The sequence below is a fragment of the Chryseobacterium sp. HNCC26DJ240 genome (genome assembly GCF_057180485.1).
In genome coordinates this window covers 462424-477989 of record NZ_JBXUGK010000001.1, presented here as the reverse complement: position 1 = coordinate 477989, position 15566 = coordinate 462424, and the positions used below count along the sequence as shown (strand labels likewise).

General features: G+C 35.9%; 13 protein-coding genes. 4 read left to right on the top strand and 9 right to left on the bottom strand.

Translation table 11 applies throughout. The features are described 5' to 3' along the window. Nucleotides 1–165: 165 nt before the first annotated feature. Nucleotides 166–819, bottom strand: coding sequence for a CoA transferase subunit B (locus tag AC2A1G_RS02205; protein ID WP_484045322.1), 654 nt, complete (start codon nucleotides 817–819; stop codon nucleotides 166–168). Nucleotides 820–940: 121 nt separating this feature from the next. Here AC2A1G_RS02205 and AC2A1G_RS02200 point away from each other — a divergent pair, with 121 nt between their 5' ends. After that, nucleotides 941–2740 carry an ABC transporter ATP-binding protein gene (locus AC2A1G_RS02200; protein ID WP_484045321.1) on the top strand — a complete coding sequence of 600 codons (1800 nt, stop codon included), beginning with the start codon at nucleotides 941–943 and terminating at the stop codon, nucleotides 2738–2740. A gap of 275 nt (nucleotides 2741–3015) precedes the next feature. After that, on the top strand, nucleotides 3016–3696 hold the full coding sequence (locus tag AC2A1G_RS02195) for a DUF3575 domain-containing protein (protein WP_484045320.1): 681 nt from the start codon (nucleotides 3016–3018) through the stop codon (nucleotides 3694–3696). A 139-nt stretch (nucleotides 3697–3835) separates the two neighbouring features. Here the strand turns inward: AC2A1G_RS02195 and AC2A1G_RS02190 are convergent, their stop codons facing one another. Then, entirely contained in the window at nucleotides 3836–4537 is a 702-nt protein-coding gene (locus tag AC2A1G_RS02190) for a CoA transferase subunit A (RefSeq protein WP_484045319.1), read from the bottom strand. Nucleotides 4538–4864: 327 nt separating this feature from the next. Here AC2A1G_RS02190 and AC2A1G_RS02185 point away from each other — a divergent pair, with 327 nt between their 5' ends. Next, nucleotides 4865–4993 carry a hypothetical protein gene (locus tag AC2A1G_RS02185; RefSeq protein ID WP_484045318.1) on the top strand — a complete coding sequence of 43 codons (129 nt, stop codon included), beginning with the start codon at nucleotides 4865–4867 and terminating at the stop codon, nucleotides 4991–4993. 227 nt (nucleotides 4994–5220) lie between these two features. Continuing rightward, nucleotides 5221–5577, top strand: a complete 357-nt coding sequence (rplS, locus tag AC2A1G_RS02180; RefSeq protein ID WP_062696960.1) for a 50S ribosomal protein L19 — start codon at nucleotides 5221–5223, stop codon at nucleotides 5575–5577. A gap of 296 nt (nucleotides 5578–5873) precedes the next feature. Here rplS and AC2A1G_RS02175 read toward each other — a convergent pair whose 3' ends face one another. The 7 genes from AC2A1G_RS02175 to AC2A1G_RS02145 all read right to left on the bottom strand — a co-directional run bounded on the left by AC2A1G_RS02175 (nucleotide 5874) and on the right by AC2A1G_RS02145 (nucleotide 15552). Continuing rightward, nucleotides 5874–6869: an alpha/beta fold hydrolase gene (locus tag AC2A1G_RS02175; protein ID WP_484045317.1), complete on the bottom strand. Its 996-nt coding sequence runs from the start codon at nucleotides 6867–6869 to the stop codon at nucleotides 5874–5876. A gap of 224 nt (nucleotides 6870–7093) precedes the next feature. Then, nucleotides 7094–8077, bottom strand: a complete 984-nt coding sequence (locus AC2A1G_RS02170) for an EamA family transporter (RefSeq protein WP_484045316.1) — start codon at nucleotides 8075–8077, stop codon at nucleotides 7094–7096. A gap of 119 nt (nucleotides 8078–8196) precedes the next feature. Further along, complete coding sequence (locus AC2A1G_RS02165; RefSeq protein ID WP_484045494.1) at nucleotides 8197–10800, bottom strand: T9SS-dependent M36 family metallopeptidase; 2604 nt, start codon at nucleotides 10798–10800, stop codon at nucleotides 8197–8199. A 199-nt stretch (nucleotides 10801–10999) separates the two neighbouring features. Further along, complete coding sequence (gene rpsA / locus AC2A1G_RS02160) at nucleotides 11000–12805, bottom strand: 30S ribosomal protein S1 (RefSeq protein ID WP_484045315.1); 1806 nt, start codon at nucleotides 12803–12805, stop codon at nucleotides 11000–11002. A 250-nt stretch (nucleotides 12806–13055) separates the two neighbouring features. Continuing rightward, nucleotides 13056–13892: a hypothetical protein gene (locus AC2A1G_RS02155; protein WP_484045314.1), complete on the bottom strand. Its 837-nt coding sequence runs from the start codon at nucleotides 13890–13892 to the stop codon at nucleotides 13056–13058. A 9-nt stretch (nucleotides 13893–13901) separates the two neighbouring features. Further along, a complete protein-coding gene (locus AC2A1G_RS02150; protein WP_484045313.1) occupies nucleotides 13902–14732 on the bottom strand; it encodes a hypothetical protein in 831 nt (276 codons plus the stop codon). Between the two features lie 10 nt (nucleotides 14733–14742). Further along, nucleotides 14743–15552 carry a hypothetical protein gene (locus AC2A1G_RS02145; protein WP_484045312.1) on the bottom strand — a complete coding sequence of 270 codons (810 nt, stop codon included), beginning with the start codon at nucleotides 15550–15552 and terminating at the stop codon, nucleotides 14743–14745. Nucleotides 15553–15566 lie beyond the last annotated feature (14 nt).

The window sequence follows — 15566 nt, the reverse complement described above, 5'->3', positions numbered from 1 at the left end:
CTCGTTAATTTGAGTTAAATTATTCAGTTTACATTGTGAAACTAATTTAAATTTTCTTAACACTTTTGTTTTCTAAATCCTTTTTATTTTCAATAAAAAAACCTTGTCGATAACAAGGTTTTATGTTTTAAAGCTAATCGCAAAAAGTCAATACCTGAGAGCAACTTAAAACTGCATTTCAGGAATTTCACCGTCAATGATTAAATCTGCTTCTGTCGATTTTATAATATGTTCCACAGAAACTCCGGGAGCTCTTTCTACCAGTTTGAATCCGGCTGGCGTAACGTCTAAAACTGCCAGTTCGGTAACCACTTTTTTCACACAGTTGATTCCCGTCAAAGGAAGTGAACATTTTTTCAGAATTTTGCTTTCTCCAGCTTTGTTCACGTGCATCATTGCTACGATAATGTTTTCTGCTGAAGCCACCAAATCCATCGCACCGCCCATTCCTTTTACCATTTTCCCTGGGATTTTCCAGTTGGCGATGTCGCCGTTTTCTGAAACTTCCATAGCACCTAAAATTGTTAAATCTACTTTTTGGCTTCTGATCATTCCAAAACTGAATGCAGAATCGAAAAATGAACCACCTTCCAAAATTGTGATGGTCTGCTTTCCGGCGTTGATGATGTCTGCATCTTCCTCACCTTCAAAAGGAAATGGTCCCATTCCCAAAACTCCGTTTTCACTCTGGAATTCTACCGAAAGATTATCGGGAACGTAATTCGCCACCAATGTTGGGATTCCGATTCCTAAGTTTACATAATAACCGTCTTTTACTTCTTTTGAAATTCTTTGTGCAATTTGTTCTTTCGTTAGCATAGCATAATCTTATCCTGCCAAATTAGCCATTTTTTCAGAATTACGAAATTTTTTCTTTCTTATCCTATGATAAATTTTGACACTTAAATTGTCGTAAATTTGGAGGCTTTTAATTTTACTAATGAAAATTCTATTAAATTATTTAAAACCATATAAATGGCTCATCATCGCTTCATTGCTGTTAGCCTCGATCAATCAGGTATTTTCACTTTTCGCTCCGGCGATTACGGGAAATATTCTGGATAAAATGGTCAACCAACCGAATCACTTTGATAAGGAAAAATTAATCCCAAGAAACCTCAATGAATATCTTTACGGAACCGATATTTACCACGGTGTTTTCTACTTTTTAGGGCTTTTAATAGGAACTGCAATGATCAGCCGTATCGCAAAAGCATTTCAGGATTACGTTGTGAGTGTGATTATTCAGAAATTTGGGGCTAAGATTTTCACTGATGGTTTGCAGCATTCCATGAGATTGCCTTTTCAGGAATTTGAGGACCAGCGAAGTGGCGAAACACTTTCAATTTTGACAAAGGTTCGTGAAGATTCTGTGAAGTTCATCAACAATTTCATTAATATCTTTTTCGGAATTCTGGTGAGCATTATCTTCGTTTCGATATATGCCATCCGTTTGCACTGGTCGATTATGCCGGTGTATGTTTTGGGTATTATTTTTATTGCAGTAATTACCAATCTTTTAAGCAAAAGAATTAAAAACATCCAGAAAAATATCGTTTCAGAAACAACAACTTTGGCAGGAAGCACCACTGAAAGCCTCAGAAACATTGAAATTGTAAAAAGTTTAGGTTTAACCAATCAGGAAGTTGAACGTTTAAACAACAACACCTACAAAATTCTGAATCTTGAATTAAGAAAAGTAAAAAGCATCCGCTCGCTGAGCTTTGTACAGGGAACTTTGGTCAATTTTTTACAGCAGGTCATCACGTTTACTTTGCTTTTACTGATTTTTAAAAATATTGTAACTCCCGGGCAGTATTTATCGCTTGTATTTTACGGATTCTTTATTTTCGGACCGATGCAGGAAATTGGAAACATTATTATTTCCTACCGCGAAGCCGAAGCGTCTCTTCAAAACTTTGACAGAGTGATGAAAAAAGAGGTTGAGCCAAAACCTTTACATCCGAAAAAAATCGGTGCGATTGAAGATTTAAAATTTGATAAAGTTTCTTTCCAACACCAGTCAGCTCATTATAAAGCTTTAAATTCCATTTCATTTGATGTGAAAAATGGAGAAACGATTGCTTTCGTGGGGCCAAGTGGTTCAGGGAAAAGTACATTGGTGAAATTGCTTGTTGGACTGTACAGACCAAAAGAAGGAACTATTTTTTACAATAATATCGACGGAAAAGAATTTGATTTTGATGAACTGAGAAATCAGATTGGCTTTGTGACGCAGGATACGCAACTTTTTTCGGGAACTATCAGAGAAAATCTGTTGTTTGTGAATCCTGCTGCAACTGAGGAAGATTTACAGTTGGCTTTAAAGAAATCAAGCTGTACTGGACTTTTGGAACGTGCTGAAAAAGGAATTGAAACGGTGATTGGTGAAGGTGGATTAAAATTAAGTGGTGGCGAAAAACAGAGAATTGCCATTGCCAGAGCTTTGCTGAGAAAACCACATCTGTTGATTTTTGATGAAGCAACTTCTGCTTTAGACAGCATCACGGAAGAAGAAATCACGACTACAATCAAAGAAATTTCAAAGGATAAAGAACAGATTACGGTTTTGATTGCGCACAGATTGAGTACGATTATGCATGCCGACAGAATTTTTGTTCTGGAGCGCGGACAGGTTATTGAAACAGGTTCTCACCTGAAACTTATTGAAGAAAAAGGTTTGTACTACGCGATGTGGAGACAGCAGATTGGTGAACGGAAGACTGCAACCCAGATTTAAATAGGGATGTTTTGACACATAAGTCACATTAGTTTTAAGTTATTACATTGAGGATATCTTAGAGCACATTAGTTTGAAAATCAAAGATTTTCGGAGAGAGTGATATTTTACTTGATTTTCACCTCAAAAGCTTTTCATATTTTTAAGTTGAAAAACGTTTGCGTTAAAGTTCAAATAATGTTTGGAAAAAAAATATTACCTCTACTTTTTTATTTTCATAACGGAGTGATTTTTTTCAGTATTTTTAAATCGTTTTAAACCTAAAATTTATTTGAATGAAAAAAACTCTATCCTTTCTCATAATATTCGTCTCAACTTTGATTTTTGCTCAGGAAGCAAAAGAAAGCAAATGGATTTTAAAACTGAATGCAACGCAGTTGGTAGATGTTGTATCTTATCCGACTTTACAAATTTCTGCTGAAAGAAAAATAAATTCATATTTCAGTATCAATGCCGAAGCTGGATATCAGCTTTATGAATTCAGCAAAGCAGATAATCCCGTTTTAAAATCACGGGGTTTCAAAACCAATCTTGAAGGTCGGATTTACTTATTTAAGATGCTCAATTCAAGAATTGAATCTAATCACAATGAATTTTATGTCGGATTACAATTTTTTTACCGTGAAAATCAAAGTACAGATATTGTAGATTATTCTCTTTTAAATAATGCTGATGTAAAATATTCAGATAATTTCGGATTTAAAAGAAAGGCAAAAGGTTTTAATGTAATGTTTGGAAATCAAATTTCAGTGTCTAAAAAAATTGTTTTGGAACCTTATATCGGTTTGGGATTGATGAACAGAAAATTAGAAAATACACCTATGAACTATGATGAATCTAAACATGAAATCGTAGGGACAGGATTGAAACCATTTTTCCAAAAGCTGAATCTCGAGGAAAGTTCAGGAAATGTATTTAACTTTTGCTTTGGATTGAGAGTTGGACTTAGGTTGTAAGAGATGGAAGAGGGAAGAGGGAAGAGGGGTGCGAGAAGTTTACATCATTGCGTATAAAAGAATTCTCCAGTATTATTTGGACAAAAAAATACCCCAAAAGTTGATTTTCGGAGTATTTTTCATAAAAGTTGGCTGAAAATTAATCTTTCTTTCTAACCGTTCTCTGTTCAATTCTTTTTTCAAATTTTTCACCCTGAAAAATTCTCTGGATCATAATTCCTGGAATATGAATTTGGTTTGGATCCAATTCTCCCGGCGCTACCAGTTCTTCGACTTCTGCGATGGTAATTTTACCGGCACCGGCCATTGGATGATTGAAATTTCGGGCGGAACCTTTAAAAATCAGGTTTCCTGCGTAATCGCCTTTCCATGCTTTTACGATGGAGTAATCGGCGTCGTAAGCGTGCTCTAAAATGTGAGGTTTTCCGTTGAAATCTTTTACTTCTTTGCCTTCTGCCACTTCAGTTCCGAAACCTGCAGGCGTATAAAATGCGGGAATTCCGGCCTGTGCGGCTCTGCATTTTTCTGCCAAAGTTCCCTGCGGAGTCAGTTCAACTTCCAGTTCGCCCGAAAGCATCTGTCTTTCAAATTCTGCATTTTCGCCAACATAAGAAGAAATCATTTTTTTGATTTGTCTTTTGTGAAGCAGCAATCCCAATCCGAAATCGTCTACTCCGGCGTTGTTTGAAATGCAGGTTAAATCTTTTACATCGCTTTCTACCAATGCGTTAATGGAATTTTCAGGGATTCCACACAATCCGAAACCGCCTAACATTAAGGTCATTCCGTCCTGAATTCCTGCAATCGCTTCCTGTGCATTTTTTACTCTTTTATCGATCATTTTTTGAATTAAATTTTGGAGGTCTTAAATTAGTATTTTTCTGCGAAACTGGAAAAGTTTTTATTTCGCACAAATCACACGGATTTACACAGATTTTTGTTTAAATAAAAATTACTCATGCTGAAACGCAATCTTGTCATGCTGAAAGCATCTCAACATAGATTGAGGTTAAGACTTTTTTGTTAAATTTCCCACAGATTACACTGATTTGCACAGATCTGGAACTGAGTGAGTTTACATAATTTTTCACTCAGTTTGTCATGCTGAAAGCATCTCAACATAGATTCAGTCGGAAAAAATATTAGATTGCCTTTGAAAAAATGAAGATTGAGAAGAAAAACTACATTTGTTTTGCGTGAGGGATGGAAGCGGCATCCTTTTTTGGGTTGCAGGGGAAAAGCTTTGGCAACCCAAAAAAGATACAGCGGACAGCCCGACCCGAGTGAGGAAATGTAGCGAAGCGGAATGAACGAGGGAGGGGCACGCCCAACTTATGAATAATGGGTGATGGGTAATGATTGATGATTGATGGACAGCGGATGTTTTTGGGTACGATTTTTTGGGAAATATTTTTTATAAAGTGTTGGTGGACAGAAAAATTTGTTTTATTTTTGCAGTCTGTTATTCAACCTCTAGCGATGGACGTGCAAGTTGATTAGCTTAAACAATTTTTATTATTAATAATGGATTTATTAAAGTACGTACAAGACCAGTACATTACAAAAAAAGATTTCCCTGAATTTAAGGCAGGAGACACAATTACAGTGTATTACGAAATTAAGGAAGGTCAAAAAACAAGAACTCAGTTCTTCAAAGGAACTGTAATTCAGTTGAGAGGAACTGGAGCTACTAAAACTTTCACGATCAGAAAAATGTCTGGTGATGTAGGTGTAGAAAGAGTTTTCCCTATCAACATGCCAGCTTTACAGAAGATTGAAGTTGACAGAAGAGGTAAAGTTAGAAGATCTAGAATCTACTACTTTAGAGATCTTAGAGGTAAGAAAGCGAGAATTAAGGACGCTGCTTACAAAAAGAAGTAATTCAGACAACAACACATACGAAAAGAGACTGCTATTTTTTAGCGGTCTCTTTTTATTTTGGGGTAAATTATTTGACGTTTTTGATAGGATTTTATCCTATTCTTTGGTCGGTCGTCCCGCTGGGCCTTTATGAAAGTTTTCTTAGTTTTGACCACCCCGTCAAAAATTTCTTTGAAATTTTCGCCACCCCTCCAGCGGAGGGGAATTTTGAGAGTGTATAATCAACATTTTTGTTCACATTTAGAATTTTGTTTTCAATATTTTAAACTTCCAACATCAAGCTTCCAGCTTCCATCCTATTTAATAAAATCATACAGAGCTTTCCAGAATTGATCATAGACTTCAATGTGGGGAAGATGGCCTACATTTTCCAATTCTACAAGCTTTGAACCTGCTATTTGCTGCTGTGTCTTCTTTCCTAATTCCTGATATTGTCCCATGGTTGGCTGAATTTCTTTGGGGGCACGGTCTTTACCGATGGCTGTGCGGTCACGGGTTCCGATGATCAGTAAAGTTGGGGTTTTGATATTTTTAAATTCGTAAACGACGGGTTGATTGAAAATAATATCACTCGTCAAAGCGGCATTCCATGCTACTTGCGGATAATCTTTGTGTAAAGTCCAACCTGCAATGAGGTCGAGCCATGGTTGATATTCGGACTTCCATTTGTTGTCGTAGTAGAATTTGAGCTGGTAATTTTTGTAGGATTCTGCGGTGTTTTTTAATTCGGACTGATACGCTTCGTCGACAGTCTGATATTTGGCCAAAGTTTTATAATCTTCCAGCCCGATGGAATTTTCAAGAATTAGTTTTTCTACTGTTTCTGGATACATCAACGTAAATCTTGTGGCAACCATTCCGCCCATTGAATGTCCGAGAACAATGATTTTTTGAATTTTCAAATCGTCTAAAACCGCTTTGGTATTGCTTGCTAACTGCGCAAATGAAAACTGATAGCTCTGAGGTTTTGAAGATTTCCCGAAACCAATCTGATCCGGAATTATGACTCTGAAACCTTGAGCTGATAAATCTTTTGCCGTTTTTTCCCAATAGGCTCCGTTGAAATTTTTGCCATGAAGAAGCATGATGGTTTTTCCGTTGGAATTTTGAGGTTTTACATCCATATAAGCCATTTTAAGGTTTTGTTTTTGAGAATTTAAATCTTTGAAATGTACTTCAAAAGGATATTGATAATTGGAAAGTGTAGCATCCAAAGGTTTTATCTGTGAGAAAGCTAGAGCTGATGTAATTGTTATTGAAATTCCGGTAAGAATATTTTTGAAATGGTTCATGAAAATTGAATTTAAGTATAAATTTAAAAAAACCGCTTCAAAGGAAACGGTTTTGGGTGTTATTTATAATTTAATTATGATTACTTAGTATTGATTTTTAATGCAGAGTTCGCAAAGGTTTTATTAAAATGATACTGAATATTTTTTCGTTTGCAAAGGCGTTTCACTCAGCTAAGTGTAGATTTTTAATGAAATTTTCGAAATAACTAAACTGTGGTATTAGTTTATAAAATGGTTTCTGAAATAAGTTTTTCTTTCCTGGATGGCAAATTCATCAGGACAATTGCCAATAAAATTAATATAATTCCAATCCATTGAATGAGGATGACTTTTTCGTTTAATAAAACAAAAGCCATTGTTACCGACACCGGAAGTTCTAAAGATGAAATAATACTCCCTAAACCTAAACCTGTATTTGGAAATCCCAAATTGAACAATACCGGTGGAATAATGGTTCCGAAAAGCGCCAAAATAAAGCCGTATGTCCAGAAAATGGAATAATTAAAAGGTCTGATGTGTTCGGTATTTTCGGTAAAATTTAGATAAAATGATTTTAAATTTTCAGAATACAACGGTCCGATTTGAGCAAAGAATAAAAATGTTGCTACAATGACTGAGCCACCGGTCAACATAATCATGCTTTTTCTCAGCACTGGTAAATGGGTTGCCAAAGTATTTGAGGTAAACATCGTCATGGTAAATGAAGCTGCGGCTAACAATCCCCAAAAGATTCCGTGCCAATCTAATTTCACTTCTAAATTGATCAAATTTGTGGCTAAAACCGTTCCAAGCAAAACAATTATTGTTGCCACAACTTTCTTAGTATTCGGAAATTTTTTAGTAATGAAACTCTCGACGACAACACTGAACCATACGGATTGCATCAATAATACAATCGCAATAGAGACCGCGATATACTGTACTGAAATGTAATAAAACAAACTTGTACAACCTAATGAAGTTCCGGCCATCAGAAGCATTTTAACTTCTTTGCGGCTTGGGGATGATAATTTCTTTTTTGAAGTAATCGTTTGAATAAAATTCAGAATTAAGAGTCCGACCAGACCCAGTGCAAACTGAGCAGTGGTCACTTCGGAGGTTGTAAAACCTTCTTTGTAAGACATTTTTACGAAAGTGGCAAGCATTCCGTAAATACTCGCCCCAAAACCGACAAATAATACTCCTTTTAAAATATTTTTCTTCTTCATAACCTTTTTTACAGCCGACAAAGGTACGATATAAGATTTCAAAAATTCAGCAAACAATACTAACAAAAATCACCTCAGAAAACTCTGAGGTGATATATTTGAAAAATAAATATTACTAATTATTTTTTGATCAAAAGCTTTGAAGAAGTATCAATTCCTAAACCTTTTACTTTAACAATGTAAGTTCCATTAATTAAAGATGAAGTATTGATCGCTTTTTTCTCGTCAGCAGAAACTTTGTATTCTGAAGCTACCAACTTTCCGCTCATATCAAAGATTTCAACATTTACTTTGCCCATAGTATTTTTAGGGAAGTTGATGAAGAATTCATTTTTAGCAGGGTTTGGATAGATTGAAATAGCGTTTGCTTTTACATCTTTTACTTCGTCTGTAGATAATACACAATCTCCAGGAACTGAGAAATCTGGTGTTTGGTCATTAATACTAGTACCGCTGCCTGAATCTGCATTTACACCAAGACCTCTTGCAGCGAAAGTTCTCCAAATCATACATCTATCAACCCCTTGTGTAGTTGCAAGCTCAGCCGCTAGTATAGCATCTCTGCCCGTTACAAAATCCGGATTACATGGCTGTAGTTTCAGTGCATCAGTAACTAACTGTAAAACTCTAGAGCTACCATTTGTTGTATTAGCTGTCACATCGGCAGAATATCCGTACTTTTCTACATACTTCCAGTGAAGATCCCAAAGCATTGTTGCCCAGACAAAACCAATCGAGTGAACGTTTGGGACAACAAAACCGCTTGCGTTTGTATATTCCATACCATTTGTATAACCGTAAGAATATCCATTAACTGAGAAATCAGGTGAGTACTTAGCAGGTCTTATTCCTCCATCATAAATTCCAGCACCAGAAGCGTAGGTGCCCATACCGCGAGGAACAGAAGCATTATCTCCTGGTCTGTTGGTAAGCATTAAAGCAAAAAAATCAGACCAACCCTCTCCCATTTGCTCCTTGCTTTGAGAAGACGATAAACATGAAAATCCATTACCAGTAAGACGGTTCGATATTCCATGACCATATTCATGTATTATGATACCATTATCAAAGCTCCCATCAGGTGTTACAGAAGATGTAGGATCATTTTTGAGAGTTACATTTACCGTTGTACTAGCTGCAAGATGTGTTTTTATGTATTCGCCTTCAGTATTACTAATCATCACGGAGGGGATTGTAATAGTTGAATCCGTCCCCGACATATTTCCAATTTGATTTGATGTAGATGCATTATATATTATAACACCAATTGCACCAGCGTTTTGAGCATTTTTTACTTTAATTGTAAAGTCACAGTTTCCTCTTTGAATTAATCCAATTTTGCCTGCAAACGTACCTGCAGGTAGAGCTGTACAACCTTCCAAAACAGGCGATAATTGTACATTTCCCGTAACACCAGCAGCGGTAAGTGCAGGTCCAAATTGGGCAACCCCTGCTGACGGCTGCCTGGGCACAGCTATACCAGGAGCATTATAGTAAAAAAGTCTGTTGGATGTAGACCAAAGATACATTTGCATACGTGGTTTAGACCCATCTTGAGGTGTTGCAAAGCTTGCATTATTTGTACTTCCTCCATCCTGAGCTTCTGCATTTACATAATCGTTACCTGCTCCTCCCAGCCCAAAATTAGTCTGCTGAAAATTTCTTGAAATTTCAGTAAAACCAAATTTATAGAAGATGTCGTGCACTTTATTATTTATATAGAAAAGATTTGTTGTTGCGGCATCGCGCTGCGTTGATGGAGCAGCATTTATATTGAATGGAAAATCGAAATTTCGGGATGCCCCACCATTTGGGGAAGCCCCAATGACATTATTTCCGGCAATGTCTAAATATGCATATACATTATTTCCTCGTGTATTTGTGTAATGTGTTGCTCCATCATAATGCCAACCTTCAGGGGAAGATGAGGAAATCCAAGGGTTTGAGACAACAGATCTGTTTCCGAATGTTGGAGCTTCAATTGGTAAAGGAAATACATTATAAGATGCCGGATCAGGAATTAACATATTAAATGTATTTTCTGCTGCTGATCCCTGAACAGGTCCTACGAAATTTTCATGTGATGAATGATCATGGCTATATGCATCGTGATAAAAATTACATAATAAATTTAAATTTTCCTTAAAAAGAATATTTCCTGAATGAGCATCAATTACAAAATTCCATAAACTTGGAGAGTTTGGCTGCTGGACAGTCATTTGATATGCCAACTTCAAATTGTTTTCAAAAGTAAAGAAAACTAATTTTTGTTTTACAAATTTTCCATTTTCTAAATCAATATCGGAAGAGTTAAGTATGTTAAAATTTTCAATCGAAGAATTATTAAGATGAGAGGCTATTGTTGAAATAGCAGTCCTTGCAGAAATTGTAGGAGTATTTGATGTTGAAATATCATAGTTTTTTACAAATGTATCATTAAAATAAACTACTTTATCATCCTTTACCAATGCAGTCCCTACAGCGTTTAAAACAGGATAACCTTTGTATATTTGCTGGAACTTTACAACATCTCCATTCATTGATGAGGAATAATCTACGATATCCACAGTAAATCCATTAAGATCTGCTTTTTTATAATCACGGACTGTATTTTGTGAAATATAATCGCTTACAAGCTGTTTGTAATCTTGTCCATATAAATCAGATACTGAACTTAGCGATAATGTAACAGCAAATAAAAGAGGTAAAGTTAGCTTTTTCATATTGATCATTAAAGCGGCAAATTTACAAATAATAATCAACGTAATATTATTTTTGTTTAACTTTTAATACTCTTTTTTTGATACTTATTATTAAGTAATTAATTCGGGAATTATAGTTTAAAATTATATTAATTTAAATTATTAATAAAAAAAACCACCCATAAAATGAGTGGTTAAATTATAAGAATGTGATCAGAGATTATTTACCTCCTTCCATTTTCTTTTTCAATTCAGCTAATACATCAATATCACCTAAAGTAGATCTTTCTTCGATGTTTGAAGAAGACATGCTATTGTTGTTATTAGATCTGTTGTTTGATGCTTCTCTTGCATTCTTTTTCTCTTCATCTCTGAAGATTCCTGTGTGAGAAACAACTACTCTCTTGAACTCTTTGTTGAACTCGATAACTTTGAACTCAGCAGTTTCTCCTTTCTTGATTTTAGATCCGTCTTCCTTCTCTAATAATCTTGATGGGCAGAATGCTTCCACTTCAGCATCTTCGAATTGTACAGAAGCACCTTTATCGTGAACTTCTACAGCAGATCCTGTGTGTACAGTTCCTTCAGCATATTTAGTTTCAAATTTATCCCATGGGTTTTCTGTTAATTGTTTGTGACCTAGAGATAATCTTCTAGCCTGGATGTCTAGCTCAAGAACTACAACATTCAATTTATCACCTACTGCACAGAATTCTGATGGATGCTTGATTTTCTTAGTCCAAGAAAGATCAGAGATATAGATTAATCCGTCGATACCTTCTTCCAATTCTACGAATACACCGAAGTTTGTAAAGTTTCTTACAGTTCCAACGTGCTCAGAACCTACCGGATATTTAGCTTCGATATTTTCCCATGGATCTTTAGATAACTGTTTCATACCTAAAGAGATTTTTCTGTCTTCTCTGTCTAAAGTAAGTACTTCAGCTTCCACTTCGTCACCTACTTTTACGAAATCTCCTGCACTTCTCAAGTGAGTAGACCAAGACATTTCAGAAACGTGAATTAATCCTTCAACACCTGGAGCGATCTCAACGAATGCACCATAGTCAGCAAGAACTACTACCTTTCCTTTTACTTTATCACCAACTTTCATGTCAGCAGAAAGAGCATCCCAAGGATGAGCCTCTAATTGCTTCATACCCAATTGGATTCTTGTTTTCTCGTCATCAAAGTCAAGGATAACAACTTTCACAGTCTGTCCGTCTTCTAAGATTTCAGATGGATGGTTCACTCTAGACCAAGAAAGGTCTGTAATGTGGATCAATCCATCAACACCACCAAGATCTACGAATACACCGTAAGAAGTAATATTCTTAACAGTACCTTCAAGAACCTGACCTTTTTCAAGCTGCGCGATGATTTCTTTTTTCTGACCTTCGATATCTGCTTCGATCAATGCTTTGTGAGACACTACTACGTTTTTGAACTCAGGGTTGATTTTCACAACTTTGAACTCCATAGTTTTTCCTACAAACTGATCGTAATCTTTAATTGGCTTAACGTCGATTTGAGAACCTGGTAAGAATGCTTCTATACCGTGAACGTCAACGATCATACCTCCTTTAGTTCTAGACTTAACAAAACCGTTAACGATTTCTCCAGTTTCGTGAAGCTCGTTTACTCTATCCCAAGCTTTAAGCGTTCTAGCTTTTTTGTGAGATAACTGTAACTGACCAGTTTTGTCTTCTCTTCTGTCTACCATTACTTCAACCTCGTCACCTACACTTAGGCCTTGGTTGTAACGGAATTCGTTAAGAGAAATCACACCTTCAGATTTGAAGTTGATGTCTACGATAGCTTCTTTATCAGTTAATCTTACTACTCTACCAACCAAAACGTCGTTATCGTTTAGGCTGTTAAGAGATCCGTTGTAGATTTCCTCAAGATCGCTTTTTTCTTTTCTCGCATCTGCATCAAGACCAGATTCGAAAGAATCCCAGTCAAATTGTTCTGGTGCTACGTTTTGGTTAAGAATAACCTCTGCTGAATTTGTCTCTTTTGACATTTTCTAATAAAATTTGTATTCCTTCTTTTTTAATGGTCTTAATAAATGTGGTTTTAAAAAATACGGAAGTAATTAATTTATAATAATTTACCTTTAAAGACCTGTCCACAAAAAGTGACTGCAAAAATACAAAAAATATCAATTACTTTATCTAATGTTTTTAAACTATTTTAAAATTATCAATAACAAAAAAATGGAACCGCCCGTAAGCAGTTCCATTATAATAATAGTGAAAAAAAAAAAAAAAAGATTAGTTTATAGATTCCACAACTGTGGTACTTAGCGATATTTTAGACATAAAATTGCTCATATTATCACACGGAGGATTGCCAGCATTTGAGTTTTGAGCTACACCACCGTAAATAATTTTTTGGTCCGCAGCTGAAGAAGAGGATGATATATTTCTCGCCCTTACACTGATTGTGTGATTTCCGATGGGTAAATTATTAACTACACCATTCAGTACAAATTTATGCCATGAGCAGGTAAAATTCTCATTATGCTTATGATATTTTCTTACAACAGCCAATTTATCATCTACAAAGATTCCGATTGCATACTCGAAATAACTATTGGAAGCCTTGTCAAGCTGAGCCATTCCTTCCACCGTAAATGCAAAAGAATTATTGCTTCTGGTAAAAGTTTTACTATCCTCAATCTGCAAAGGAATCCAGCTTGCAGAAACATTATCTCCGATACTAAAATTTCCAGGAGAATAGCCCGTAATTGCAATATTACCAGGAGAAGAAATTGAACTTACATTTACCAAATCAAGCTTGGTAACTATCTGCTCTTTTGTCAAAAGAGCATTCCATTTTCCTGCGTCAAAGTAAGCGACTGTCTGAGGCAGAGACGCTGTTGATTTTGTATTAAAAACAATAGTTGCATTTTGAGGAGAAGGGACAGTTGTCACATCCAGATTTGAATCCAACGGTATTCTTGGATACAGAACACCTTTGTTATCAGAATCTAATTTTAGAACAGCACTGTTATCAATAGCCGGAACTGACTTATCTGTCATTACAACCTGAGAAAAAAACATTGCAGGTACTGCTGACATTACTAATGTATATATAATTTTTTTCATGATGGTTTCTTAATAAGGTAGAGGTTGATTGATTAAAACGATAGCACTGATTTGTGCTTCATCATTGGTAATATTAGTACATCCGCCGGCTTTTCTGCCGTAGTAAGTAAGTTCACTTCCCACATTCCCCGTACGGTTGGCAACACCGAGGGTAATTTTGTGATTTCCCACTGATAAATCATCCAAAACTCCTGTAATTGTAAATTCCTGAAAAGGACAACTATTATCTCCATTCAAAGAAACTGCTTTTGAGGTAACAAGTTTATTATCAACAAAAATACCCAGTCCATAATTTACGTTAGCGGTCGTTGATGATGTTCCCACTTGAACCATTCCTGTAAATGTGATTACTGTATTATTCTCCGGTCGATCAATCACAATGTCAAAATCCGCTGTTTCCGGCACCTTTACCCAAGGTAAAGCCAAAGCACTGTCATTAGCATAAAGTGTTTCACCAGGATAGCTAAATGAATACGTACCACCAGGATAAATTTTAGAATAATATTTGGTGATACCGAGGAGAAGATTAAGGTTTGCAGAGTTAAAATAGAATATCCATTTACTACCATCCCAATAATACAAGCCTTTTCCACCAGGAAATGATGCATTTGTATTATAAACTAATAATGATGTAGTAGGCGCAGTAGCCATAAAGCTTGCATCTGAAACATTAGAGGCATTAAGCGCAATCTGTGGCAGCATTACACCTTTATTTGTAGCAACCAAATCTAAAATTGCCGCAGAATTTGGTGTTTCTGTACCAATTCCTACAGAACCGGTTTGTGCGTGGTAATTAATTCCCAGTATAATTAACAGGAATCTTAGAAAAAATGTTTTCATCTTTTGTGATTTATGATTTTTCGGTAAGTTTGATATACATATTAATCTTCGTCATATCAGCGTTTAGAGAAGCTGTTCCTACCGGACCGCCAAATCGCCACTGCGATGCAGAAGAATAGTCATTTACTCTTACGGTTACGTAAGTTTTAATAGTGTGATTTCCTACACTTAAGTTTTTTAGAACTGAATTGATAGAAAAATAATCGTATTGATTTATGCTAGAATACCGTGTAGAATAATTTCTTACCCCCGCCAGTTTTCCATCTACAAAAATTCCGACGGCATAAGTAAAAGTGTTAGCGGAGTTTGCTGCGGCATTATTAGCCTGAACCATACCTTCTGTAATCACCACCATACTATTGTTCGTTTGTGTGATTGTAATATCTTTAGAAAGACCTGGCACTTCAGACCAAATAGTCCCTGGCAAGGAATTCTCAGCATAATTTATAGCTCCCTGCGCTGTGTTGATATTTAATGGAGCTGAATTAGAAGTACTGTATGAAACTGTAATACCCAATACAGAATATACATTACGGGTATCTACCAGCTCATTCCATTTTGTACCGTCCCAAAAATTAAAACCTTGTTTTCCGGTTGCTTTATTATACGCCAAAAGACCTAAAGCAGGGTTGGTAACTGGTGCGGCAAGCGAAAGATTAGCAATATTAAGATTAGGGAGCAGAACACCTTTGTTCGGAGAATGAACTTTCAGTAGAAGATTATTTTCAACTGATGTTGTCCCTATTCCAACTTGTGAGAATAGCTTCTGACTGGGCACAACAAAACAACCCAGCACTACTAAGTAGAGCATTTTTTTCATCTTGGTATTTTTTT